At 47.9% G+C, this 23,849-nt stretch carries 27 protein-coding genes and 1 pseudogene; 27 read left to right on the top strand and 1 reads right to left on the bottom strand.

Annotated features, from left to right (window positions below):
* Positions 1-17 precede the first annotated feature (17 nt).
* The 3 genes from ACH9UM_RS09750 to ACH9UM_RS09740 are packed head-to-tail and all read left to right on the top strand — an operon-like array spanning position 18 to position 2,404.
* A complete protein-coding gene (locus tag ACH9UM_RS09750) occupies positions 18-1,235 on the top strand; it encodes a bifunctional 3,4-dihydroxy-2-butanone-4-phosphate synthase/GTP cyclohydrolase II (protein ID WP_004844979.1) in 1,218 nt (405 codons plus the stop codon).
* A 29-nt stretch (positions 1,236-1,264) separates the two neighbouring features.
* Positions 1,265-1,738 carry a 6,7-dimethyl-8-ribityllumazine synthase gene (ribE, locus tag ACH9UM_RS09745; RefSeq protein ID WP_004844980.1) on the top strand — a complete coding sequence of 158 codons (474 nt, stop codon included), beginning with the start codon at positions 1,265-1,267 and terminating at the stop codon, positions 1,736-1,738.
* Between the two features lie 15 nt (positions 1,739-1,753).
* Positions 1,754-2,404, top strand: coding sequence for an HAD family hydrolase (locus ACH9UM_RS09740; protein WP_004844981.1), 651 nt, complete (start codon positions 1,754-1,756; stop codon positions 2,402-2,404).
* Positions 2,405-2,521: 117 nt separating this feature from the next.
* Here ACH9UM_RS09740 and ACH9UM_RS09735 read toward each other — a convergent pair.
* Positions 2,522-2,704: pseudogene (locus tag ACH9UM_RS09735) on the bottom strand (hypothetical protein); the annotation flags it as partial.
* Between the two features lie 46 nt (positions 2,705-2,750).
* On the opposite strand from ACH9UM_RS09735, the gene ACH9UM_RS09730 reads away from it, so the two are divergent.
* The 24 genes from ACH9UM_RS09730 (at position 2,751) to ACH9UM_RS09615 (ending at position 23,841) form a co-directional block, all read left to right on the top strand.
* Positions 2,751-2,957 (top strand): hypothetical protein, encoded by a 207-nt coding sequence (locus ACH9UM_RS09730; RefSeq protein WP_044929370.1) that lies wholly within the window; start codon positions 2,751-2,753, stop codon positions 2,955-2,957.
* Positions 2,958-3,140: 183 nt separating this feature from the next.
* The gene (locus ACH9UM_RS09725) at positions 3,141-3,494 is read left to right on the top strand and encodes a hypothetical protein (RefSeq protein ID WP_009243649.1); all 354 of its coding nucleotides are present in this window, start codon (positions 3,141-3,143) and stop codon (positions 3,492-3,494) included.
* A gap of 3 nt (positions 3,495-3,497) precedes the next feature.
* The gene (locus ACH9UM_RS09720) at positions 3,498-3,782 is read left to right on the top strand and encodes a Fic family protein (RefSeq protein WP_400092443.1); all 285 of its coding nucleotides are present in this window, start codon (positions 3,498-3,500) and stop codon (positions 3,780-3,782) included.
* Between the two features lie 115 nt (positions 3,783-3,897).
* Positions 3,898-4,419 carry a DUF5720 family protein gene (locus tag ACH9UM_RS09715; RefSeq protein ID WP_106789448.1) on the top strand — a complete coding sequence of 174 codons (522 nt, stop codon included), beginning with the start codon at positions 3,898-3,900 and terminating at the stop codon, positions 4,417-4,419.
* Positions 4,420-4,448: 29 nt separating this feature from the next.
* A complete protein-coding gene (locus tag ACH9UM_RS09710; RefSeq protein WP_097782016.1) occupies positions 4,449-5,321 on the top strand; it encodes a DUF6017 domain-containing protein in 873 nt (290 codons plus the stop codon).
* 77 nt (positions 5,322-5,398) lie between these two features.
* Complete coding sequence (locus tag ACH9UM_RS09705; RefSeq protein ID WP_097782015.1) at positions 5,399-6,379, top strand: DUF3991 domain-containing protein; 981 nt, start codon at positions 5,399-5,401, stop codon at positions 6,377-6,379.
* 13 nt (positions 6,380-6,392) lie between these two features.
* Positions 6,393-6,617, top strand: coding sequence for a hypothetical protein (locus ACH9UM_RS09700; RefSeq protein ID WP_029731778.1), 225 nt, complete (start codon positions 6,393-6,395; stop codon positions 6,615-6,617).
* A 32-nt stretch (positions 6,618-6,649) separates the two neighbouring features.
* Complete coding sequence (locus ACH9UM_RS09695; protein ID WP_097782014.1) at positions 6,650-6,931, top strand: DNA-binding transcriptional regulator; 282 nt, start codon at positions 6,650-6,652, stop codon at positions 6,929-6,931.
* Positions 6,932-6,934: 3 nt separating this feature from the next.
* Positions 6,935-7,705 carry a DUF6674 family protein gene (locus tag ACH9UM_RS09690; RefSeq protein ID WP_097782013.1) on the top strand — a complete coding sequence of 257 codons (771 nt, stop codon included), beginning with the start codon at positions 6,935-6,937 and terminating at the stop codon, positions 7,703-7,705.
* A 31-nt stretch (positions 7,706-7,736) separates the two neighbouring features.
* Positions 7,737-8,639, top strand: a complete 903-nt coding sequence (locus ACH9UM_RS09685) for a hypothetical protein (RefSeq protein ID WP_400091198.1) — start codon at positions 7,737-7,739, stop codon at positions 8,637-8,639.
* A gap of 126 nt (positions 8,640-8,765) precedes the next feature.
* Positions 8,766-10,700 carry an LPD1 domain-containing protein gene (locus tag ACH9UM_RS09680; protein ID WP_400092441.1) on the top strand — a complete coding sequence of 645 codons (1,935 nt, stop codon included), beginning with the start codon at positions 8,766-8,768 and terminating at the stop codon, positions 10,698-10,700.
* Between the two features lie 18 nt (positions 10,701-10,718).
* Complete coding sequence (locus tag ACH9UM_RS09675; RefSeq protein ID WP_097782010.1) at positions 10,719-11,549, top strand: hypothetical protein; 831 nt, start codon at positions 10,719-10,721, stop codon at positions 11,547-11,549.
* A complete protein-coding gene (locus ACH9UM_RS09670) occupies positions 11,546-11,962 on the top strand; it encodes a DUF3846 domain-containing protein (RefSeq protein ID WP_029731783.1) in 417 nt (138 codons plus the stop codon). Before ACH9UM_RS09675 ends, ACH9UM_RS09670 begins: the two co-directional genes overlap by 4 nt.
* A gap of 17 nt (positions 11,963-11,979) precedes the next feature.
* A complete protein-coding gene (locus tag ACH9UM_RS09665; protein ID WP_097782009.1) occupies positions 11,980-12,795 on the top strand; it encodes a hypothetical protein in 816 nt (271 codons plus the stop codon).
* 51 nt (positions 12,796-12,846) lie between these two features.
* Positions 12,847-13,317: a PcfB family protein gene (locus ACH9UM_RS09660; RefSeq protein WP_071144316.1), complete on the top strand. Its 471-nt coding sequence runs from the start codon at positions 12,847-12,849 to the stop codon at positions 13,315-13,317.
* A complete protein-coding gene (locus tag ACH9UM_RS09655; protein ID WP_400091194.1) occupies positions 13,314-15,158 on the top strand; it encodes a VirD4-like conjugal transfer protein, CD1115 family in 1,845 nt (614 codons plus the stop codon). The genes ACH9UM_RS09660 and ACH9UM_RS09655 overlap by 4 nt, the downstream gene beginning before the upstream one ends.
* Positions 15,159-15,403: 245 nt before the next feature.
* Entirely contained in the window at positions 15,404-15,619 is a 216-nt protein-coding gene (locus ACH9UM_RS09650; RefSeq protein WP_005361081.1) for a Maff2 family mobile element protein, read from the top strand.
* Between the two features lie 10 nt (positions 15,620-15,629).
* Entirely contained in the window at positions 15,630-16,493 is an 864-nt protein-coding gene (locus tag ACH9UM_RS09645) for a VirB6/TrbL-like conjugal transfer protein, CD1112 family (RefSeq protein WP_015542956.1), read from the top strand.
* Between the two features lie 38 nt (positions 16,494-16,531).
* The gene (locus ACH9UM_RS09640; protein WP_015542955.1) at positions 16,532-16,984 is read left to right on the top strand and encodes a SpoVG family protein; all 453 of its coding nucleotides are present in this window, start codon (positions 16,532-16,534) and stop codon (positions 16,982-16,984) included.
* Positions 16,984-17,541, top strand: coding sequence for an MT-A70 family methyltransferase (locus tag ACH9UM_RS09635; RefSeq protein ID WP_400091189.1), 558 nt, complete (start codon positions 16,984-16,986; stop codon positions 17,539-17,541). The genes ACH9UM_RS09640 and ACH9UM_RS09635 overlap by 1 nt, the downstream gene beginning before the upstream one ends.
* A 2-nt stretch (positions 17,542-17,543) precedes the next feature.
* The gene (locus tag ACH9UM_RS09630; RefSeq protein WP_243872589.1) at positions 17,544-18,284 is read left to right on the top strand and encodes a hypothetical protein; all 741 of its coding nucleotides are present in this window, start codon (positions 17,544-17,546) and stop codon (positions 18,282-18,284) included.
* Positions 18,285-18,320: 36 nt separating this feature from the next.
* The gene (locus tag ACH9UM_RS09625; RefSeq protein ID WP_025577943.1) at positions 18,321-18,755 is read left to right on the top strand and encodes a PrgI family protein; all 435 of its coding nucleotides are present in this window, start codon (positions 18,321-18,323) and stop codon (positions 18,753-18,755) included.
* Complete coding sequence (locus tag ACH9UM_RS09620) at positions 18,694-21,129, top strand: VirB4-like conjugal transfer ATPase, CD1110 family (protein WP_400092439.1); 2,436 nt, start codon at positions 18,694-18,696, stop codon at positions 21,127-21,129. The genes ACH9UM_RS09625 and ACH9UM_RS09620 overlap by 62 nt, the downstream gene beginning before the upstream one ends.
* Before the next feature lie 33 nt (positions 21,130-21,162).
* The gene (locus tag ACH9UM_RS09615) at positions 21,163-23,841 is read left to right on the top strand and encodes a CD1108 family mobile element protein (RefSeq protein ID WP_055158515.1); all 2,679 of its coding nucleotides are present in this window, start codon (positions 21,163-21,165) and stop codon (positions 23,839-23,841) included.
* Positions 23,842-23,849 lie beyond the last annotated feature (8 nt).

Genomic DNA, 23,849 nt, shown 5'->3' with positions numbered 1-23,849 from the left:
ACAGGAGGATATACACTATGTCACAAAATTATCAGTACAACACAATTGAAGAAGCACTTAGGGATCTTAAGGAAGGAAAAATAGTTCTGGTCACAGATGATCCGGACAGAGAAAATGAGGGAGATCTGATATGTGCGGCAGAGTTTGCGACCAGAGAAAATATTAATTTCATGGCGACCTATGCAAAGGGTCTTATCTGTACACCGATGAGTGCAGAAATTGCGGTGAGATTGAACTTTCCGCCGATGGTTGCGGAGAATACGGACAATCACAGTACAGCATTTACCGTGGCAGTAGATCACGCAGATACAACCACAGGTATCTCTGCGGAAGAGCGCTCCTATACTATCATGAAGTGTGTGGATGATCAGTCAAAACCGGAGGATTTCAGAAGACCGGGACATGTGTTTCCGCTTATTTCCAGAAAAGGCGGGGTTTTGGTACGAAATGGCCATACAGAGGCAACAACAGATCTTATGAGACTTGCCGGACTGAAAGAATGCGGCGTGTGCTGTGAAGTTATGAAAGAAGATGGAACTATGATGCGTACATCACAGCTATGGGAAATGGCAAAAGAGCATAACCTTACATTTATTACGATCCGTGATCTGCAGGATTATATAAGAATACATGAAAAGCATGTAAAGGAGGAAGCCGTTGCAAACCTCCCAACGCAGTACGGTGATTTTAAAATGTATGGTTATATCAATGATATTACAGGAGAGCATCATCTGGCACTGGTAAAAGGTGATCTGGGAGATGGTGAGGATGTGCTTTGCCGGGTACATTCGGAGTGTCTGACAGGGGATGCATTCGGATCGCTCAGATGTGACTGTGGCCTGCAGCTGCAGACAGCGATGCGCCAGGTAGAAGCAGAAGGCCGAGGAATCATTCTGTATATGAGACAAGAAGGCCGAGGAATCGGACTGATCAATAAGATCAAAGCATATGCGCTTCAGGAGCAGGGATACGATACTGTGGAGGCTAATGTGAAGTTAGGGTTTGCACCGGATCTCAGAGAGTACTGGGTCGGGGCACAGATACTGTCAGACCTTGGTGTGAAATCATTAAGATTACTGACAAATAATCCGGATAAAGTCTATGGACTTGGCGAATTCGGACTGAAGATCAATGAGAGAGTACCTCTGGAGATTCCGGCACAAAAGTATGACCGGAAGTATATGAAGACGAAGCAGGAAAAGATGGGTCATATTTTTAAAGAAATAAATTTATAAAAAACAGCAAATATCAGGAGGAAGAAAAAATGAGACAGATCAATTTAGTAGAAGGAAAAGTAGTAGCACCGGAGGGAATGAAGGTTGGTATCGTGGCAGCGAGATTCAATGAAATTATTGTGAATAAATTATTGGGAGGGGCAGTCGACGGACTGGTAAGACATGGAGTAGAAGAAGAGAACATTACTGCAGCATGGGTACCGGGAGCATTTGAGATTCCGATTACAGCACAGAAGATGGCACAGTCAGGAAAATATGATGCAATTATCTGCGTTGGAGCTGTCATCCGTGGAGATACTTCACATTATGATCTGGTGTGTAATGAATCTGCCAAGGGAATCGCACAGGTTGAACTTGCAACAGGAATCCCGGTTTTATTCGGAGTGATCACGACTGAAAATATCGAGCAGGCTATTGCGCGTGCAGGAAGCAAAGCGGGAAATAAAGGCTATGATTGTGCATTATCTGCGATTGAGATGGTCAATCTGATGAAGCAGCTCTAAAAGACAGGAAAATAAATGATGACAAAAACGATCATATTCGATTATGATGGAACGATCCATCATACCCTTGGAATCTATGAACCGGCATTTCGTGAAACCTATCAGTGGCTGACAGAACAGAAGGTTACCGAAGAACGGGAGATAGGCTCGGTGGAAATTGCCGGCTGGCTGGGACTTAACAGTAAGGAGATGTGGAATACATTTTTGCCGGAACTGGATCAGAGCTATAAAGAGCAGGCAAGCAGGATGGTAGGAGATCTGATGGTAAGACAGATCAGGAAACATAAGGCAGTGTGGTATCCGGGAGCAGAGGAGATGCTAACAGCTTTGAAGAACCGGGGATATCACCTTGTGATCTTAAGTAACTGTAAAGCTTCATATCGTGAGGCACACTGGAAGGAATTTGGGATGGAACGATGGTTTGATCGTTTTTATGACTGTGAATCATACAGATTCCGTCCAAAGACAGAAATTGTGCAGGAAATCATCCGGGAATATAGTGGCCCTTATCTGGTAGTCGGAGACAGGAGACAGGATCTGGAATGTGCCAGGTCCTGCAAAAGCCCTTTTATAGGATGCCTGTATGGATATGGTGAGAAAGGGGAACTGAATGGGGCTGATTATTATGCAGAACATATAGAGGATATACTGCAGATGGTGATATGATTTTTGCAATATAAAAATCTGAAGGAAAAAAGTTAAAAATAAGTACTTCTGTAAAATAAAAGGATATAGAAAATTTGCAACAATTTGTTGCAAATTCTGAGGCGGGGATGATTTTAGGATAGTCATAGTGATAGAGGTAATCCACTTTCCTAACCCCATCTGTACAGTAAAGTTCTCAAGTCCAGTTGTACAAAGCGCTACTGCACGAGGAACCAGATGGAATGCATCTCCACTTCCTAAAAGAACTGCCATAATTCCAAACATGGTAAACTGTCGGTTTCCTTTGCCTTTGCGGATTATTTATAGATTTTACTGTGGAAGATTTTGCATAAAGTGTTTTCCGTGCTTGTGTGTACCATTATCTGATATCAAAGCAGTACAGGGTGATTCCGGCCATGCACAGGTCAATATGATTACGGATGCGTACTCTCATATTCCGGATGATGACCAAAGGAAAAATGCAGAGCTTTTTAAAGAAGCATTTTATGAGAAAAAGAATCTGAATCCAGAGAGGCGGGCGTTGCTCAATTCGTTGGCGAAAACGATGAAGTAATGAAAAATAGTGAAAAAATAGTGTAATTTTAGTGAAAAAAACAATTCGTAAAACGATATAATATATGGATGAAATGAGGATATTTATTGTGTATACGGATATTCTATCTCCATCAAATCTATCGAGATCTCCATCATTTGATGATAGAATGATGGAGATAAATCTGAAATGAAGGAGATTCCTATGAGAGACTTTGATTTTATTGTAAGTCCTGCAAAGTTGTTAACACCTGAAATTGTTCAGATGGTTAGCAGCATCCATGAACATAAAGGCAAACAGGAATTATTTCTCGAAGCCAATGTAGATGAATTGAAAACACTCTTAGAAGTTGCATTGATTCAGAGTACGGGAGCATCCAACCGAATCGAAGGTATATTTACAAGCGATAAGCGTTTGGAAGAATTGGTAAGTCAAAAAGCAGAACCCCGCAACCGATCTGAGCAGGAAATTGCTGGTTATCGTGAAGTACTTTCCACAATTTACGAAGGTTATGAATATATCAACCCAAGACCGAACATTATTTTGCAGTTACATTGAGATCTGTACTCCTATTCACAGGGGGCTGCTGGTGGAAGTTATAAGAATTCCGATAATGTAATTGCAGAAACAGATGCCGAGGGTCATCAGAAGGCACGTTTTATTCCAGTTCCCGCATTTCAGACTGATGAAGCAATGGAAGAACTTTGCGCTCGCTTCCTTGAAGCATGGGAAGCTGACCGCATTGATAAACTGGTTTTGATTCCCATGTTCATTCTGGACTTTCTGTGTATCCATCCTTTCAATGATGGAAAGGTAACATTGAGATACCAGCAAAATGTGGCATAACAGCGGCAAACTTGCTTTGTATATAAAATTTAATAGTGTATAAGCCAAAGGGCGTTTCACTTTTATAGGTGGGCGCCCTTTTTTCATACCTATTTTCAAGAGAAAGGAGATCCCCATGGAATTAAACGAAATGGAAAAAAAGCTGCTCTTTCAGGTGGAGAGCGATTATCAGACAAAGATCCTGAATGAACTTTATATGACCGTGAGGTATTCAAATAATTCCGAGCAGCGGGAGGCGGCAGAAGGTCTTATGGCAAAACTTCGTGTTCTGTCAAATGCAGAGTGCATGGACTTGGTAAAAGATATTCAGAAGAATTACCGTCTGCCCTATCCAGCCCGGACGATTGGAGAAAAGATCGCCGAGGCCAGACAGCAATCAGGTGCAGAAAAATTGAAGGGGCATGACATCATGGCGCTTGAACGCTTTGACCCGGAGGTAAGGCACATGATCGTTTTTGATGTATTGTCTTACGATTCCCCTGTTGGCGACAAAGGCGATAAGATGCGCTTGTTCCTTACAGATACCGGCTATCAGAAATTTTTAGAGAGTCAGGAACGGGGCGAAGTGAAACTGAAAAACCATGCGAAGGTCTCTGGCGGCCATCTCCATTATGACCACAGGGATCATGTCTTGTAACGGAATAGTCGAAGAAAGGAGGCGATACAATGGCAGTATTCCGTGTAGAGAAAACAAAGGACTTTACGATAATGAGCAATCACCATCTGCGCAATACGGAGTTGTCCTTAAAGGCAAAGGGGCTTTTATCACTTATGTTGTCGCTGCCGGAAGATTGGGATTATACCACAAAGGGACTCGCCCATATCTGCAAGGATGGTGTGGATTCTATCACTACTGCCCTGAAGGAACTGGAGCGGCATGGTTATCTCACCAGACAGCGCCTCCGCTATGATAACGGGCAGTTGGGAGACATTGAATATACGATCCATGAGCAGCCTGTAAGTACCGAAAACACAGGGCTTTCACCTAAACGGGAAAATCCAAGACAGGTAAAACCTGAACAGGCAAAACCTAAACAGGCGGAACCTGAACAGGAAAATCCGGCACAATTAAATACTAATCCATTAAAAACAAAAAAATCAAAAAAAGATAAATCAATAACTTATCCATCAATCTATCCAGCAGAGCCGGAAGCGGCAAGCCGCACGGATGGGATGGATCGGATAGAGCTGATAGAAGCCTATCGTGAAATCATCAAAGAAAATATCGAATATGACTTACTGGTCTTACGGTATGGCAGGGAACGTCTGGACGAAGCCCTTGAACTTATGCTTGAAGTGATTTTGTCTAAACGCCCTTACATTCGCATTGCCGGAGATGATTTTCCGAGGGAGATCGTCAAGAGCCGGTTCCTGAAGATCAATTCCGGTCACTTAGAGTATGTCTTTGACTGTATCGACAAGAACACGACGAAGGTTGGAAACATCAAAGCCTACCTGTTGGCGGCGCTGTATAATGCCCCGGCTACAATGGACAGCTATTACCGTGCCGAGGTCAATCACGACCTGTACGGCTGTTAGACACCTTTGGGTGTCTTTTTTCATTTCATCACAGGAAGGAGGCAAAGCACAATGAAAAGAAACACTGTGCCGGTACTATGCCCGGCGTAACCAAAGAACAGATTCAGGCAGCGCGGGAAGCTGACTTGTTTACTTACCTGCAATTCCATGAACCCGGCGTGCTGAAACGGGATGGACCTAATTTCCGGCATAAGGAGCATGACAGTCTGGTATATGTGACCGGGAAAAGGTACTGGTACTGGAACAGCCGTGGACGGAGTATCAATGCGCTGGACTACCTGATCCAGATTCGGGGATATGGTCTTGTGGATGCGGTTCATGCTCTGGTAGGTGGAGAAATCCGGCAGGAACCGGCCTACCGAAGTACGGCAGAAATACAGGTATCAAAGGAGCCGGAAAAGAAAGCATTCTCTCTCCCCTGGGCCAGACGTTGCGCGACCGCTGCGGTCTCCTATTTGCAGAAACGGGGGATCAGCTCAGAAGTCATTCGCCAGTGTTTACAAGCCGGGATTTTTTACGAAGCCCGGTATCATGGAGAACCGGTTTGTGTGTTTGTAGGGAAAGATGATTCCGGGAAAGCGAAGTTCGCCTGTATGCGCAGTATCGGCGGCAATCTCAAAAAGGATGTCTATGGCAGCGACAAAGGATATAACTTTTGTTATCCCCCGCAAAGTCCGGGCAGCCGGCATGTGGCAGTTTTTGAAGCTCCTATTGATGCGCTTTCCCATGCAACACTTCAAGAGTTGGAGGGATGGAAATGGAATGGTTATCGCTTGTCTTTGGGAGGTACTTCCCATGTGGCGCTGACTTCTTTCCTGGAACGCCACCCGGAGATCCGGCGTGTTACCCTTTATATGGACCGCGACCTTGCCGGATTTGTCAATGCTCGGAAAATCAAGACCATGCTCCACGAGGATAAACGTTTCCGTCATATCCGGGTAAGTGTCAACCCTCCCCGGATGGGAAAAGATTACAATGAGAAATTGCTGCAGGTTCGGGAACAACTGCAAACCAGCCAGCACCAACGCCGCCCAAAAGAGGCGGCTGTTTCAATTTAGGGAGGATTTCAACATGAATGGATCTCAACAGATCTGCTTTACAGACAGTGCCGGAAAAGCGCTGTTTTCCATTCCTGACAATGGTTTACTTTGTCTGTTCTATGGAAACGGGGACAGACACTTTGCTGTTTGCCATCGTCTGGATGATACCCATGCAGAAATTGACGGGGTAAATTATTCGCTGCCGGACTTTGCCAAAAGGATGAAACACAACCAGATCAGCTTTGCCCCGGCATAAGGCTGGAAAACAAATAACAGGAGGATTTGAAAATGAAAAAAATTGAAAATACCGCTTTGCAGATGATTGCCGAGGCTTCCCGGTGTCCAGACTACAGCCCCGATATGGTTAAATCGCTGATGAAAAAGCTGGACATGAACGAAAAGGGCTTTGCGCTTTTGATGAATGTTGCCCCATCCACAGTGCGTCTTTGGACCAGCGGAGCTGCACAGCCCTGCGGCACAGCAAAACGCCTCATGCAGATTTATGAAACCGGTCCGGAGATTGTCGGCAAGATTGCCGGCGGGCCGCTACCGGCAGATGGGAGGGATTGATGAATGACGGAGACAGATAGCCAGCCGATTGCGGAAAATGAGCAGGTCAAAGAACTGCTTGCTCTCCTAAAAGACAACAACACACCGGGATATGAAGAATTTTCCAAGCTGATCGAGCATGTGACCGGGATGGAGCAGCGTCTTTTGGAGGCAACCGAGGAATTAAAGGCAGTGCGTCAGGAAATGCAGGGATTACAGAACCATTCTCTGAAAGATGCTCTCCAAAAGAGCTATACAGCTATGGAGGCGAATATTTCCGTTATGCGTCACCGTCTTTCCGAACTCAAAGGCCAGATCATAAACGGGTGCAGGAATATCCTTGCCGATTTCAGGGAACGCGGTACTGTCGCTTTGAATGGGATCACACAGTTTTTACATGTCAGACCGGTGTTGGAGTCCATTCAAAGTGCAGCAGAAAAAAGTATGCAGGCCAGCAACAGGGCTGTTGCCAGAATTGATGCTTTCAGTACGGAATACCACGAAATGGGGCGGCATTTCAAAAATATGGGCCGTACCCTTCAAGGAAAACCTGCGGAGACAGACGCAAAAGAAAATGGGAAGATTGCCAGAGTGTTCAAAGGTGCTTTCAAAGTGGAGGGCGCCCTTATATCCTCCATTAACCGTAATGCGGAGTGGGCACTTAATACCCTTGCCCGGTTGGAACAGACTACGGAAAGGCGCCCTTCTGTTTTGGAAGCAATGCGGGAACAGGTAGCAAAAACGGAACCGGCAAAAAAGCAGCCGGCACCTTCCCATGATAAGGAAAGCCGGTAATTGTCAGGTTCACATGAAAGGAGGAATTTGATTGAATCAGGAACCACTACCGCAGATTCATTTGATCCGTGATACAGACTTATCCGTCTTTGCGTATGAGCTCCATATTTTTGCCGGAGATTTTCTTAGGGAATGCGAATTTAATATGCGTTCTCTGGTGACAAATACCGGGGCTGATTCCATTGCTATCATGGGGAAAAATCACATGTGGCTTTCCGACACCTTGTTTGCTTATTGTTCTACGGCGGACCTTCATCAAATGATCTCAACAACGGAGTTCATCGGAGCGAGGGCTTTCCTGTTTCATACGGATCGCAGCGAGGGCGGTCACTTGTACGGGGATGTCCTGATGATGGATTTAGACACGCTACGGCAGGATATAAAAAGAAATATCCTCTATCCTTGCGGCGTCAATATCGAACGCAAAGATGGTTCAGCGGCCACGGTCAGCCTGAAAGAATGGACTGAAATGGAGCTTTACGAAAAAGATGCTCTGAAAAGCTGGGGATTTTCTTATGCCACGAATCAAGTTACGGAATGGCAGTACCACTATTCCACGATGTTCAGACAGTGGATGGATCAGGCATTTCGTTATATGCCCCAGAATTTAGAAGAACGCCTGAATATGCAATATATGGAGGCAGCCCAGAACCCGGATATGGATAAGTACCGCATACCACAGGGAACGGCAAAACAGATGCTTCTTTATGACGAAGCCCCTGTGTATCGGCTTCTTCCAGCCGGTTCGGAGAAAATTGCGCCCATCGCAGCAGTCTCTACGGGCTTGTGGTATGAAAATTACCGGGAGTTTGCCATTGCACCGAAGGATTTAGGCGCTTTGGACAAACTGATCCGCAGGGAAACCGACCGGCTCACAGGAAACCTCCCACAACTTCACAAAGACGAAGAACGCCGCCCTGCCCCGGAACGATAAGAATTTTACACTGACTGGAGGTGATGAAGATTGGCAGGAGTGCATGAAGATTTCGGTGAAAAGATCGGCGGTGCGAAAAAAGACCTGTGGAAAGACCGCGGGCTGTATGCGGATGATCTGGAAGCCATGAATGAGCGCGAAGCCGAAAAATTTGTGAAAAAGGATAATGTCTGGAAAAAGCCGGACTATGCAGTCATGCTGGAGGAAGGGATTCCTCTTGGCGTGGTCTATTTTATCAAAAAAGCGAGGGACGGCTTAAACGCTTCCCCTCAGTATTACCGCACGGATGACACCCCGGAAAAACGGACCGCGAGACAAAAGGAATATATAAAAACAGTCCGGGAATTGCAGACAGTGCTTTCAGATGTCCGTACTGTGGAGGATGCTGCGAAAGCCTATGACCGCTTTTTCGTTGACAATGGATATTTAGAAAAAGTACAGGGCTGGGGCTGGGGAAGCGGAATCCACTACCGGGCAACGAAAAAGGGTCAGGACAATCCCGTGATCACAAACAAATTGTCCAATACCATGCTGATTCGCTCGGCTGAATATTTTGAGCGCAACTTTACTCAGAAAGCAAAAAAGGAACAGTTTTGTGTTTACAAAGAGCAGAAAATACCGAAAGGTTATGCGATCCACTTCAACGACGGGAAACATACCTATTCTAAAAATGAGGACTGGAACCCCGGTACCTACTATGTGACAAAAGGCTATTCGATCCTGCGGACCAATTTTGAGACCAAAGAAGCTGCCCTGAAATGGGTGCAGGAACTTGCCAAAGGCAGGAACAAAAACGGAAAGATCCGGTTTGTCCCTCCCCAGCTCGCCCATGTCAAACGTACCGGGCCGGATTACCGGAATGGTGTGGAGATCACCGGACAGCATTATCTTGATACATTTGGGTTCCGCGGCGGCGAGTTTGGAAACTGGATGAACCAGAACGACCGTCAGACCTCCCTTAACATGGGATTTGAAGCACTAAAGGATCTGGCGTCAGCCCTTAAGATCAGCGATAAAGATATTGCTTATCAGGGTACGCTTGCTATCGCTTTTGGTGCAAGAGGCAGCGGCAATGCTGCGGCTCATTATGAACCTTTGCGTACAGTCATCAATCTTACGAAAATGCACGGGGCCGGTTCCCTGGCACATGAATGGTGGCATGGACTTGACGATTATCTTGGTACAAAGATGGGCACAAAAGGGATGCTGTCAGAACAGCCCCGCCTCTATGCGCCGTTCCAAAAACTCATTGACACCATGAAGTATAAACCGGAAACACCGGAACAGGCAGCAAAGCGCACGGAAGCACAAACAGAACGCACCCGGAAAAATGCGGCAAGCTGGCTGGATTCCTCGGTTCTTGCCTCTCTGAAACGGTATGGCAATAAGGAACAGATGGAAACCTACGCAATCTTGCGGGAAGCATTTTTGTCCGGCGAACCCGGCTCTGTGGAACAGATCAGCGCATTTAAGAAGAATGTTACCGGCCGGGTAATTCCCAAAAGTGAACGGGAACGGCTGGAAATTTTTGAGCGTATGCTTTCCGGGATGCAGGCGCAGGAAGCTCCGCAGATTGGACGGACGGAAACTGATTTTTACCGTAATTCGGTACGCATGGGAAAAGAATGTGAAAAAGACGGCGGTTATTGGGACAGCAATGTGGAAATGACAGCCAGAGCCTTTGCCTGTTATATCAAGGACAAACTGCCCTACACATCGGATTATCTGGCAGGCCATGCCGACTGTGCCCTTACCCTGGTTTCCGGTAAAGACGGAGAAATGGAGGTATTGAAAGCCTTCCCTGTGGGGGAAGAACGCCGTGCGATCAACGCTGTTTTTGACGAGATCATTCAGGATTTGAAACGGGAACAGCTATTGACCCATGCCGATGTAACGTTTCCCCTCTCTGTTTCTGAACTTCGTGAGGCAGCGGACGGTCAGCTATCCATGTTCGGCGTCGGCCGTCCTTCCGTGATGGATCAGCTTGCGGCAAACAGACCGGCAGATAAAAAATCACCGGCACAGACGGTTTCCAGAAAAAACCATGAGCCGGAAATATAGCAGGAGGTGAACAGCATTTTGGAAGAAAACAGGGATTACCATGCCTACCGGTATGGCGACCACTTGACGCCGGGATCAGAGCTTAAAATTGAGCACAGCGTAGTTTGTGAAAATGTGGATATTTCTACACTGATCACAATGGGAACAGATAGCCTGGAAGCCATGCGCCAGGGAAGTATCGACGGGGAGCAGAAAGCCTATGAAATCGTGGTGGCTGCCGCAAAACAGTGGGAACAGCAGGCAGCGGCAACACAGACGATCAACCGGGCTTTGGAATATCTTCGTACACCGGAGATCGAACATACAGGCAACCAGTGGAAAGACACCGATAACTGGAGGGCAGATCAGAAAATCAGCAACCGGGTCTATCAGATGACCTGCAGTATTTGGGAAGATACGAAATATGACCGGGAAACCAAACAGAGTGTTCCGATTGCCTGGTATGTGACATGGGAAGTCCGTATTCATTCCCCGAAGCAGGGATATGGAGCAAAGATTGCCGGACAAAACCAGAAACGATATACAGATAAGAACGCAGCCATAAAATATCTGGACGGGCGAAAGAAAGCCTATTCCCATTTATTCACGGAAATTTCCCCGCCGATCCCGAAAGAATATGAGCACCATTTTATGGTTCACGGCACTCTTTTACCTGGCTATACGGTTGAAGGACTGGAACAGGCCAAAACGGAACATGCCGCCGCCGAGGTTTCGGAGGGCGGTATTTTTACACCCAAAAACCGGGAGAAGCCTTCCGTCCTGGGGAAGCTCTCTGTGGCAAAAACTCAGGAAAAAACGCCAACCGCTCCCGGTACGGCAATGAAAAAGAAGGAGGATATACAATTATGAAAGTGTTAATGGTAGAGCCGGGCAAGTCCCCTTATGCTGCGGAGATCGAAAGTGGTCTGAAATCCTTGCAGGCGGCAGTGGGCGGAGATATTCAAGCGGTCTATCCGTATGAGGACCCGGTGGCTCTGATCTGTAATGAAGAAGGCAAGCTGATGGGGCTGCCTCTGAACCGAGCTCTCTTTGACGATGACGGCCACATCTATGATATTGTGTCCGGGAATTTTCTGATCGTTGGTCTTGGTGAGGAAGATTTTACAGACCTTTCCCCGGACTTGATGGAGAAATACGGGGAGCAGTTCAAGTACCCTGAAAAATTTGCAAGGATTGCCGGCGAGATCATTGCAGTCAAGCAGCCTGCAACCAATGAACACCGGGAAAAACCGATGATGCACCATTCCGGCCCGGATTTGTAGAAAGAAAGGAGCCAATTATGTTAATGGCAGTAAATGAACCTTATGCCCTTATGGTGCAGCCGGACGATATTCTGATCTCTCCCCGTGAGGTAGATGAACATTTTGGGACGATGGTATGCTTCCATCCCCGCTATGCGCTGGGCGACCATCACAACTATATGGACAAAGACGACTTCCTGCGGGAAATGTATTTAGATACCGTAGGACATGATGAAGCTGGCATGAAACGCTATGAACGGATGGTAAACATTGTAAGCAGCCGTTTCCGGCATGGACCAAAGACAGAGGAACGGGCGATCGATGAAGCAATGCAGAAAGTAATTTCGGAAAAGTATCTGATGCTCCCCCTCTATCTCTACGACCACTCCGGTCTTGCCATGAGTACAGAAAGTTTCTCAGGCAGGGCTCCTCATGCAGAATGTGACAGCGGACAGGTCGGCTGGATCTATGTTTCCAAAGAATATGCCCTAAAGGAATTTGACGCTGACAAGATGACCGGTGCTATCCGTCAGAAAGCAGACGCACTGATGCGCAGCGAAGTCGCTGCTTACGATTCCTATCTGCGCGGCGAATGTTATGGGTTTGAGCTTTATAAAAACGGGGAGCTGTCGGATAGCTGCTGGGGCTTTATGGGTAACTTTTCCGATGTGTTGAAAGATATGGCTGAATACCTCCCGGATGAGTGCAAAGGGATGGTCGATCATCTGGAGGAACAGGAACGCCCGGCTACGATCATCAAGACGCTTTTGAAACACGCTAAAATTCAGGTCGATCAGGCAGCAAAAGCCTTTGAACACGCTTCCCGACAGCAGGTTCTTGGGGAAAGCCGGTAAAAAGTTATTTCCATATTATAAATACCGATTTTATCAGAAAGGAGGATGCTCTTGCAGGAAGATCTCGAACAACGAACGGTTTCTGTTTCTATACAGGCAGCAAAACTGTCAGGGCGGGTACTGCGTGCGGCTATTGCTGCGGTACTCCAAAAGATGGAACAGGAACGTACAATGCCAAGAGTCGGACGCAACAGTATGAAGCGGCTGACTTATAAAGACCCCGGAGCTAATACCATTGAAGTTTCAGGACGAATCCGCTCTTTTGAACGGTATGCCAGGAAACATCAGGTACGCTACCATATAGAAAAGGAACTTGGGACCGATCCCCCAAAATGGACGGTATATTTCAAGGCAAACCAGGCGGATGCACTGACGGCAGCATTTAAGGAATATACAAAGAAAGACCTTACACGCAGCACCAGACCGTCGCTGCTTACACAGCTTCATAAGTTCAAAGAACTGGCGCAGTCGCTTGGCCGTGACCGTGTAAAGAACAAAGAACACGGAGGACCGGAACGATGAAGATCGATGCAGAAACAATGAAAAAACAGGTCATTCTCCATCTGCCTTATGTTCTGTTCCTTCTGGTATTTGCCAAGCTGGGCGAGGCGGTGCGTCTGGCTCCCGGAGCGGACGCTTCCCAAAAGCTGTTAGGACTGTCCGAAGGCTTTGCCCTTGCGTTTCAGAGTATGTGGCCGGGGGCGGCAATGGACTGGCTGATCGGTTTATGCGGTGCAGCCATTATGCGGCTGGCAGTCTATCTTAGAGGGAAAGACGCTAAGAAATACCGCAAAAATGTGGAATACGGTTCAGCTCGTTGGGGAAATAAAGCCGATATTGCCCCGTTTATGGACCCAAAGCCGGAAAACAATATCATTCTTACCCAAAGTGAAGGACTGATGTTAAACGGAAGGCCCAAAAATCCGGCCAATGCAAGAAATAAAAATGTACTGGTAGTCGGAGGATCAGGTTCGGGAAAAACGCGCTTTTTCATCAAGCCCAATCTGATGCAAATGCACAGTTCCTACGTCGTCACCGATCCGAAAGGTACAGTCCTTGTGGAATGCGGAAAGATGTTACAGCGAGGCACGCCAAAGCTGGACAAGGACGGAAAGCCTGTGCGGAATGAAAAAGGAAAGATCATCTATGAGCCCTATAAAATACGGGTATTCAATACGATCAATTTTCAGAAAAGTATGCACTTTAACCCATTCGCCTACATTCATTCCGAGAAAGATATTTTGAAAATCGTCACGACTCTGATCTCCAATACCAAAGGCGAAGGAAAAGCCGGAGACGATTTCTGGGTCAAAGCAGAAACCCTGCTCTATACGGCACTGATCGGATATATCTACTATGAAGCCCCGGCAAACGAACAGAATTTTGCCACACTGGTAGAAATGCTGAACGCAATGGAGGTCCGTGAGGATGATGAATCGTTCAAAAATGCCGTTGACCTTCTCTTTGACGCGCTGGAACAAAAAGACCCGGATCATTTTGCCCTGCGTCAATATAAGAAATATAAGCTCGCTGCCGGAAAAACAGCAAAGTCGATCCTTATTTCCTGTGCTTCCAGACTGGCTCCTTTTGACATTAAAGAAGTCAGGGAAATTACCATGTATGACGAACTGGATCTGGATATGCTGGGGGATGAACGGACTGCTCTTTTCCTTATTATGAGTGATACGGACGGGACCTTTGCATTTTTGATCAGTCTGATCTATTCCATTTTGTTTAACCGCTTGTGCGAACGGGCAGATGATATATATGGCGGAAGGCTTCCCATCCATGTACGCTGCCTGATCGACGAGGCGGCAAATATCGGGCAGATCCCGAACCTGGAGCGTCTTATGGCGACCATCCGAAGCCGTGAGATCTCTGCCTGCCTGGTGCTGCAGGCGCAAAGCCAGCTCAAAGCCCTGTATAAAGACAACATGGACACCGTCATCGGTAACTGTGACGCCTCTCTTTTCTTAGGAGGCAAAGAAGAAACCACCTTAAAAAGCTGGAACTCCCTATTGGGGAAAGAGACCATCGACCTGTATAACACCAGTGTCACAAAGGGCAATCAGGAATCCTACGGACAAAATTTTCAAAAGCTGGGAAAGGATCTGATGTCGGTGGATGAACTGGCAGTTATGGACGGGGGCAAATGTCTGCTGCAGATCAGGGGTGTGCGGCCGTTCCTCTCCCGGAAATACGATATAACCAAACACCCAAATTACAAACTGCTTTCCGATTTTAATGAGAAGAACGCTTTTAATATCGAAAAGTTTCTTTCTACCCGGATGCCGATGCGTCCCGGTGAACGATACCGCAATTATGAAGTCACAGCCGAAGATCTGGCTTCCCAGACTTTATAGAGTTGTTCCTGCCTGTCAAAGCATGATGCCCCGGCAGGCTTTGTTTTTGTCACGATGAAAGGAGGATTTTTTGAGGATTCGTGATTCTCCCTGAAAAGTAAATAACCGCAGGATTCTTCCTGCCCCATGCCGCCGTGCTGTTTGAAACAGATTTTTTTCTAAAAACAGTGCGGCGACTTTTTTTGTTTCCGGCCTGATACGGCCATATCACAAATTAAAATTTCTGAAATTAAAGGAGGAACATTATGGCATTTTTTGCAAGCGCGATTGATACTTTGAAGATCCTTGTGATCGCCCTGGGCGCAGGTCTGGGCGCATGGGGTGTTGTAAACCTTCTCGAAGGTTACGGAAATGATAACCCAGGTGCAAAATCCCAGGGGATCAAGCAGCTTATGGCAGGCGGAGGTATCGCTCTGGTTGGTGCAACGCTGATTCCGCTGCTTTCCGGCCTGTTCGGTTAAGGGCTGATTTATGGGCAGTCTGTTTGAACGGATAACAGACTGGATTAAAGAGGGCTTGATCGATGCGATCACCGGACAGTACACCAGCATTTTCAACTCCGTCAACAATCAGGTTGCGGATGTGGCAAATCAAGTAGGACAGACCCCGCAGGGCTGGAATGGCGGCGTATTTTCCATGATCCAAAATCTTTCGGAAACTGTCGTCATTCCCATTGCGGGCATGATCCTGACCTTTGTTCTGGTGTATGAACTGATCCAGATGATTCTCGAAAAGAACAACATGCACGAATTCGATACATTCAACATCTTCAAGTGGATTTTCAAGACTTTTGTTGCCACTTACCTGCTCACCAACTGTTTTACGATTGTGATGGCGGTCTTTGATGTGGCCCAAAATGTGGTGTCGCAAAGTGCCGGTGTCATAAACGGGAACCTGGATGTGCAGGCGGCGTTGTCTGATCTGGAAACCCAGCTTGAAGCAATGGGAATGTGGGAACTGATTGGACTGTGGCTGGAAACCAACATCATCAATCTGTGTATGTGGGTACTGTCCATCGTGATCTTTGTCATTGTATATGGCCGTATGATCGAGATTTATTTAACCGTGAGCCTTGCACCGATCCCGTTTTCCACAATGGCAAACCGGGAATGGGGACAAATGGGAACCGGGTATCTGCGTTCCCTTTTTGCCCTGGGTTTTCAGGGTTTTTTGATTCTGATCTGTGTTGCCATTTATGCAGTGCTGGTCCAGTCTATCCCATCGTCCGGCGACGTGCACGGCGCGATCTGGGGAACGGCGGGTTATACGGTACTGCTGGCCTTTGCCCTGTTTAAGACAGGTTCGTTATCCAAATCCATATTTAATGCAAGATAGCATGAACAAAACCAATTCTAAAAAGGAGGATTTTATATATGAGTAAAACCAATACAGAAAAAATGGCGCCGGAGACACAGACGCCGGAAATGACAAACGGCATGAAGCTGGATGTCCGCGTGCGTCCGATCGCCCCAATGGGAAACCTGCTGGCGTTTGCCAATGTTACGATTGGCGGATGCTTTAAGATTGACGGCTTCCGTATCTGTTCCAGTGAAAAGGGGCTGTATGTCAATATGCCCGCAACCCAGGATAAGGGAGGCAACTGGAAAGATGTCTGCTGGCCGGTTACGGCAGAGTTCCGCAAACAGCTTAATGACGCTCTGATCGATGGATATGGGCAGGCTATTGAAAATTTGCAAGCAACTCTTGAAGCAACAAAGGGAGCTGCGGAAAAACCTTCCCTGACCGGTGCATTGAAGGAAAATGCCGGTAAGGTCAAAGAACAGCCGGCCAAACCTGCCCCATCTAAGAATGAGCAGGCTCGCTAATGCCGGAAACGAAACAGTACGGCATTATCTATGCCGATCCGCCCTGGCGCTATGATAGGAAACATGGAAGCGGCGTTGCGGAGAACCATTACCCCACAATGAGCATTGAAGAAATCTGTGCCCTGCCGGTATCGGAACTTGCCGCAAAAGACAGCACCCTTTTTCTGTGGGCGACCTTCCCGCAGCTCAATGAAGCCTTCCGGGTGATCGATGCCTGGGGATTCAAATATAAAACGCTGGCTTTTCTATGGCTCAAACAGAACCGGAAAGCGGATAGCTGGTTTTATGGCATGGGCTTTTGGACCCAATCTAATGCGGAGGTCTGCCTGCTGGCAACCAGAGGCCGACCGAAACGCCAGTGTGCGGGAATCCATCAGTTTGTAATCTCCCATATTGAGCAGCACAGCAAGAAACCGGACGAGGTGCGGGATAAGATCGTAAAACTCATGGGCGATCAGCCCAGAGTGGAACTGTTTGCAAGACAAAAGACACCCGGCTGGGATGTGTGGGGCAATGAAGTGAACTGTACGCTGACTATGCCGGAGCGAAAGGGGTGATTTTGATAGAACAAGATGCAAAGCGGCTGCTTATGGAACGGCTGGACGAGTGTTTGAAGGTTCATGCGGATATGCTGGATGCACAGAATATCGGTAGTATTTACGAGTTACAGGGACTTTCGGAACTCCACTATTATCTGAAGGTTGAACATGTATTTACCCCGGCGGAAGTAGAGGCGCTTCTTTCTTTTCAGGACCCGTTGGACGTAGCCCGATGGTGCTGGGAAGAAAATAACCATGAACATAGTTTCCCGATCTGCGATCTTCTCAAAGAAATTGATGCAGAGCAAAAATTTGAACATTTCACAAGCGAAGCTTCCGCACAGGACAAATATACACTCCTGATGAAACGGCTGGGACAGAATTACTTTGCTTACCGGGAAAGCCTTATGTCAAGAGATAAGGAATCCTTAATTGAAAAAGCTGCTGAAATTACAGCCATGCAGGAGGCGTATTCCTATCTGACAACAAAGTTTGAGTTCGGGGATGAAATGTTGGATGATGTGCTGGCGCTTGAGAATCCTTTGAAATACTTTGCAGACCGTTGGCTTTTACCGGTTTCGGATGTGTTCGACGTGGATATGGATATTCGGGAAAATATTGCCGGAATCCGAGATAGCCAGGAATACCTGTGTCAGAGAGGACCGGCTGTTTCTGTCCTGGCACGGCTGCAAAATGCGGCTCAGGAAGTGCGGGAATGTCCGGCTTCGGAGAAACCGGTACGCGAATTCGGTGCACGGTAATGGGCCGGAAACTATATTACGATGGGAGGTGTATAGATGCCTTATGTACCTGTACCAAAGGATTTAACCAAAGTTAAAACCAAGCTGGCCTTCAATCTGACGAAGCGCCAGCTTATTTGTTTCAGTCTTGCCGGGCTTGTCGGCCTTCCGGTGTATTTCTTTACCCGCGGGGCGATCGGCAATTCGGCGGCTGTACTTTTGATGATCGGGCTGATGATGCCCTTTTTCTTCTTCGCCATGTATGAGCGTGACGGACAGCCGGCAGAAAAGATCTTGAAGAACCGGCTCCGTTATAAGCTCTGGCCGAAGAACCGTCCATACAGGACGGATAACCTGTATAAATCTATGTCAAAGAAGGAGGTTACAAAGATTGCCAAAAAACAAGCAGCAGGAAGCTCAGGAAAAGCGTCTGCAAAAAAATATCAGGCAGGCCAAAAAGACCAGATCCGATGCAAAGCAGGGCAAAACTAAGTCTGCCCGTTCCAAGCCGTCTAAAAAAGGCGGCTTTTTTGCCGGGCTGAAAGCAGATGCCCCGCAGACGGTCCAGCAGAGCATTCCCTACCGTGAAATGTACCGGGATGGGATCTGCCGGTTGACCGATACCCTTTACACCAAAACGGTACAGTTTTTTGATATTAACTATCAGCTTGCACAGGCAGATGATAAAGCACAGATCTTCGAGGGTTACTGCGATTTCTTAAATTACTTCGATGCTTCGATCCATGTGCAGCTTACCTTTATCAACCAGCGGGCCAATATGCAGGATTTTACCAGAAGCATTGAAATCCCTCCCCGCGGCGACGAGTATGACGGAATCCGCAAGGAATACGGGGATATGTTAAAGAACCAGTTGCAGAAAGGAAATAACGGTCTCACCAAACGCAAATACATTACCTTTGGGATCGAGGCAGATGACCTGCGTACTGCGAAAATGCGTCTGGAACGCATTGAAACGGATGTGCTGGCAAATTTCAAAACCCTTGGAGTCCAGTCAAGATCCTTAAACGGACTGGAACGTCTGGAACTTCTTCACGGCCAGCTTCACCCGGACGGTCAGGAAAAGTTTCATTTCCAGTGGTCGGATCTGCCTAAGACCGGTCTTTCTACCAAAGACTTCATTTCCCCATCCGGGCTGTCTTTTTCAAAGGATGGAAAGACATTCCGGGTAGGCGACCATTCCGGTGCCGTCTCCTTTTTGCAGATTTTGGCGCCGGAGCTTACTGACCGGCTTTTAGCGGATCTTCTTGACTTAAACGACGCCGTGACTGTCAACTTGCATATTCAGTCTATCGACCAGGCACAGGCAATCCGAAACATCAAGCGTAAAATGTCGGACCTGCAGAAAATGACCATTGAGGAACAAAAGAAAGCGGTCCGATCCGGGTATGATATGGACATCATTCCCACCGACCTTGCCACCTATGGAGAGGAAGCAAAAAATCTTTTGCAGGATTTACAGAGCCGCAATGAGCGCATGTTCCTTGTGACGGTACTGGTGGAAAATATCGCTGCCAAACGCCAAAAGCTGTTCAATGATATTTTTGCCGCTTCGGGTGTGGCACAGAAATACAACTGTGCCTTAAAACGGCTGGATTACCAGCAGGAACAGGGGCTTATGTCCTCGCTTGCTCTTGGTACGAACCAGATTGAAATTGAGCGCGGGCTTACGACCAGCAGCACAGCGATCTTTGTACCGTTTACCACCTGTGAATTGTTCCAGGAGGGCGAGGCGTTGTATTACGGCCTGAACGCCCTTTCCAATAACTTGATCATGGCGAACAGAAAAACGCTGAAAAACCCCAATGGGCTGTTTCTCGGTACCCCAGGAAGCGGTAAATCTTTCTCTGCCAAGCGTGAGATCGTCAATGTGTTCCTTCTGACGGAGGACGACATCATTATCGCTGACCCGGAAAATGAGTATGGGCCGCTGGTGCAGCAGTTCGGTTCCCAGGGGCAGGTCATTGATATTTCCCCTACTTCCACAAACTACATTAACCCTATGGACATCAATCTGGACTATTCCGATGATGAAAACCCAATTACTTTGAAAAGTGATTTTATCCTGTCGCTGTGCGACCTTATCATCGGCGGCAAAGAAGGGCTTTCCCCTATTGAAAGGACGATCATCGACCGTTGTACCAGACTGGTGTACCGGGAATACCTGCAGAACCCATGCCCGGAAAATATGCCGATCTTAGGCGATCTTTACGAGCTGCTTTTGAAACAGTCTGAACCGGAAGCACAGAATATCGCAACGGCACTGGAAATCTATGTCAATGGTTCCCTTAACGTGTTCAACCACCGTTCCAATATCCAGATGGATCAACACCGGGTACTGTGTTTCCAGCTTAAGTCACTGGGAAAAGCCTTAAAGGAAATCGGGCTTTTGATCATGCAGGATGCGGTGTGGAACCGTGTCACGGCCAATCGCTCCAAACATAAAACAACCTGGTTCTATATCGACGAATTCCATCTTCTTTTGAAAGGGCAGACAGGAAGTTTCAGCGTGGAGATCTGGAAACGCTTCCGTAAATGGGGCGGAATCCCATCAGGTTTAACGCAGAATGTCAAGGACCTTCTGGCTTCCCGTGAGATCGAAAATATTTTTGAGAACTCGGACTTTATCTATATGCTCAACCAGGCCCAGGGAGACCGTCAGATTTTGGCAAAGCAGCTGGGAATCTCCCCGCACCAACTTTCGTATGTGACCCATTCCGGTCCCGGCGAGGGGCTTTTGTTCTTTGGAAATGTGATCATCCCCTTTGTGGACCACTTCCCGAAGGACACACTCTTGTACAGCGTGCTTACCACAAGACCGGATGAAGTGGCGGGGACCAAAGCATGAGGCAAAAATTAAAATGGATCGGAGGTGAGAACAATGGCACACGACAGGGAATTTCAAAGGAAGCGTAAAGATACCCGGATGCCGGTGCGTGATTCCCACGGGGAGGATCAGCCGGCAGCCAGGCAGACCGAACAGGATTTTGACCTGCGCAGGGCACGGGACACCCCTTCTTCTGTCAACGGCAAGACACACAGGCAGGACATCCCTGTACAGACGGAATTTTCCCATCTGTCACCGGAAACACCGGAGTCCTTGTTGGAACAGGGCGAAGCGTATGCAACCGCTTTGGATGGTTTTTCGGAACACTTTGAGACACCGGATGCTGCCAGGACAGCGCCCCCGATACAGGACAACGTGCGAAGCAATTTCCGGCAGGAGGCTTCCAGACGTTTTCTTGTAACAGAGAATGCGACAGACCATGATACCGGAAAATATGCTCCTTCTTCCGAAGGCTCAGCCACACCGGACAGCACAGACAGATCCAGTCAGGAACACCGTTACCGGACACATCAGCATGGGAACAAATATCAACAGCGTTTTCAGGAAGCGGCACAGGCGGAGGAACAGGCAGCGCAGAAGGAAAAGGGTGTGGATAGCGAACCGCCAAAAACATCCAAGCTGGAATTTACTGCGGATGAACTGCCGCCGCAGACAGAGGATAAAAAGCTCACCCATGCAAGGCGGAAGGCCGAACGTACTGCACAAAAAGCAGAGCAGGCACAAAATCGTCTGCCGGCCCGGAAGAAACTGCGCATGGAGACGGTTTCCGACCCGGAGACCGGAAAAGCCAAAAAACACTTAAAATTTGAAAAGGAGGTCAAATCCCAAAAGGCCCATGTAAAAGGGCCTGTACCACTGCGTCCGGTCAAGGCGGGCGCCAATACTGCCATTGGTTACGCCCATAAAAAGATTTATGAGGCAGAGGATGAAAATGTGGGGATCAAGGCATCCCACCGCTCTGAACTTGTGGGCGAGGCAGGGCTTCGCACGGCATATCACCGGCATAAAACTGCCCCCTACCGAAAGGCAGCGAAATTACAGCAAAAATCAGCAAAGGCCAACGCAAGACTTGCTTACCGGCAGGCTCTTAGCGACCACCCGGAGCTGAAGAAACATGCGATTGCCCGGATATGGCAGAAACAAAAACTGAAAAGGCAGTATGCCAAGGCTGCCCGTGAAGCCGGGAAACAGGCAAAAAATGCCGCAGTCGCAACAGAGAGGGTCAGCGTCGGTATTGTCCATGCGGTCAAACGGCACCCTGTAATCTGCCTTGTCCTCCTGCTTCTCCTTTTGGTAATTTTCCTGATCACATCCCTGTTTTCCACGTTCTCCAATATCGGGACCGGCGGTTTGGGAAGTCTGGCTGCTTCTACCTATCTTGCAGATGATCAGGACATCAACCAGGCGGAGCTTACCTATACCGAATGGGAAACGGATCTGCAAATGGAAATAGACCGGGTGGAATCAGACCGCCCCGGCTATGACGAATACCAGTATAACCTGGGCGCAATCGAGCATGACCCGTATGTGCTGATGGGGTATCTGACTTCTGCTTATCAGGGATTTACTTACGATGAAGTGGAAAGCGTGCTGCGGCAGCTTTTCCAGGAACAATATACCCTGTCCTTTTCAGAAGAAACCGAGATCCGTTACCGCACCGAAACTTCCGTTGATCCGGAAACCGGGGAAGAAACCCAGGAGGAAGTGCCTTATGAATGGCGCATCTTAAATGTCAAGCTCACAGTCACACCTCTAGAAAACCTGGTCGTTTCCCGGATGAACGCAGACCAGAAAGAGATCTGCGAGATCCTGCTGCAGACAAAAGGAAACCGCCAGTATGTCAAAAATGTCTTTGGCACCAACTGGCTCCCTTATGTGACCAGTTATTACGGCTACCGGGTACATCCCATCAGTGGGGAAAAGAACTATCACACCGGTGTGGACATCGGGATGCCGGAGGGCACAGAGATCCTTGCCGGGCATGACGGAACGGTCACCCTTGCGGGAAATGTCGGCGGTTATGGCTTGTGTGTCGCTATTGAAGGCGAGGCATACGAAGGACATACCCTGACGACCAAATACGGGCACTGTTCCCAGATCCTTGTTTCTGCCGGGCAGGAGGTCAAAGCCGGGGATGTGATTGCAAAGGTCGGGAATACCGGAAATTCTACCGGGGCCCACCTGCACTTAGAAGTCCTGGTTGACGGCCAGTATTTGAATCCCCTGTATTTTGCCGATACCGGCGATACCAGCGAACGGCACCTGCCGGAAGTTGGTTCAGGCGGCACAGGAAACTACTTCGATTATGACATTCCACCGGAAGCCCTTGCGGATGAACAGTTTGCCGCAATGATGGCCGAGGCGGAAAAATATCTTGGCTATCCGTATGTATGGGGAGGCGCAAGCCCTTCCACTTCCTTTGACTGTTCCGGCTATGTGTCCTGGGTGATCAACAACTGCGGCGTTGGCTGGAATTTCGGAAGGCTGACCGCGGATGGTCTTTTAGGTGTATGTACGCCGGTATCAAGTGCGGATGCAAAACCGGGCGACCTGATCTTCTTCCAGGGGACCTACAACACCAGCGGCGCAAGCCATGTAGGGATCTATGTGGGAAATGGAATGATGATCCACTGTGGAGACCCGATTTCTTATGCAAACATCAATACAAGCTACTGGCAGCAGCATTTTTATACATTTGGGCGTCTGCCTTAACAGATTGG

The organism is Mediterraneibacter torques (assembly GCF_044591705.1).
GTDB lineage: Bacteria > Bacillota > Clostridia > Lachnospirales > Lachnospiraceae > Mediterraneibacter > Mediterraneibacter torques.
The sequence above is the reverse complement of the archived record's forward strand: the minus strand, read 5'-3'. Positions and strand labels throughout refer to the sequence as shown.

Excerpts from the sequence above, each read along its gene's own strand:
- ACH9UM_RS09700 (WP_029731778.1), top strand. The coding sequence starts at position 6,393 with ATGAATGGATCTCAACAGATCTGCTTTACAGACAGTGCCGGAAAAGCG.
- ACH9UM_RS09750 (WP_004844979.1), top strand. The coding sequence starts at position 18 with ATGTCACAAAATTATCAGTACAACACAATTGAAGAAGCACTTAGGGAT.
- ACH9UM_RS09625 (WP_025577943.1), top strand. The coding sequence starts at position 18,321 with ATGCCTTATGTACCTGTACCAAAGGATTTAACCAAAGTTAAAACCAAG.
- ACH9UM_RS09690 (WP_097782013.1), top strand. The coding sequence starts at position 6,935 with ATGACGGAGACAGATAGCCAGCCGATTGCGGAAAATGAGCAGGTCAAA.
- ACH9UM_RS09615 (WP_055158515.1), top strand. The coding sequence starts at position 21,163 with ATGGCACACGACAGGGAATTTCAAAGGAAGCGTAAAGATACCCGGATG.
- ACH9UM_RS09640 (WP_015542955.1), top strand. The coding sequence starts at position 16,532 with ATGAGTAAAACCAATACAGAAAAAATGGCGCCGGAGACACAGACGCCG.
- ACH9UM_RS09710 (WP_097782016.1), top strand. The coding sequence starts at position 4,449 with ATGGCAGTATTCCGTGTAGAGAAAACAAAGGACTTTACGATAATGAGC.
- ACH9UM_RS09665 (WP_097782009.1), top strand. The coding sequence starts at position 11,980 with ATGTTAATGGCAGTAAATGAACCTTATGCCCTTATGGTGCAGCCGGAC.
- ACH9UM_RS09740 (WP_004844981.1), top strand. The coding sequence starts at position 1,754 with ATGATGACAAAAACGATCATATTCGATTATGATGGAACGATCCATCAT.
- ACH9UM_RS09705 (WP_097782015.1), top strand. The coding sequence starts at position 5,399 with ATGCCCGGCGTAACCAAAGAACAGATTCAGGCAGCGCGGGAAGCTGAC.
- ACH9UM_RS09715 (WP_106789448.1), top strand. The coding sequence starts at position 3,898 with ATGGAATTAAACGAAATGGAAAAAAAGCTGCTCTTTCAGGTGGAGAGC.
- ribE (WP_004844980.1), top strand. The coding sequence starts at position 1,265 with ATGAGACAGATCAATTTAGTAGAAGGAAAAGTAGTAGCACCGGAGGGA.
- ACH9UM_RS09635 (WP_400091189.1), top strand. The coding sequence starts at position 16,984 with ATGCCGGAAACGAAACAGTACGGCATTATCTATGCCGATCCGCCCTGG.
- ACH9UM_RS09655 (WP_400091194.1), top strand. The coding sequence starts at position 13,314 with ATGAAGATCGATGCAGAAACAATGAAAAAACAGGTCATTCTCCATCTG.
- ACH9UM_RS09650 (WP_005361081.1), top strand. The coding sequence starts at position 15,404 with ATGGCATTTTTTGCAAGCGCGATTGATACTTTGAAGATCCTTGTGATC.
- ACH9UM_RS09725 (WP_009243649.1), top strand. The coding sequence starts at position 3,141 with ATGAGAGACTTTGATTTTATTGTAAGTCCTGCAAAGTTGTTAACACCT.
- ACH9UM_RS09680 (WP_400092441.1), top strand. The coding sequence starts at position 8,766 with ATGAATGAGCGCGAAGCCGAAAAATTTGTGAAAAAGGATAATGTCTGG.
- ACH9UM_RS09645 (WP_015542956.1), top strand. The coding sequence starts at position 15,630 with ATGGGCAGTCTGTTTGAACGGATAACAGACTGGATTAAAGAGGGCTTG.
- ACH9UM_RS09695 (WP_097782014.1), top strand. The coding sequence starts at position 6,650 with ATGAAAAAAATTGAAAATACCGCTTTGCAGATGATTGCCGAGGCTTCC.
- ACH9UM_RS09670 (WP_029731783.1), top strand. The coding sequence starts at position 11,546 with ATGAAAGTGTTAATGGTAGAGCCGGGCAAGTCCCCTTATGCTGCGGAG.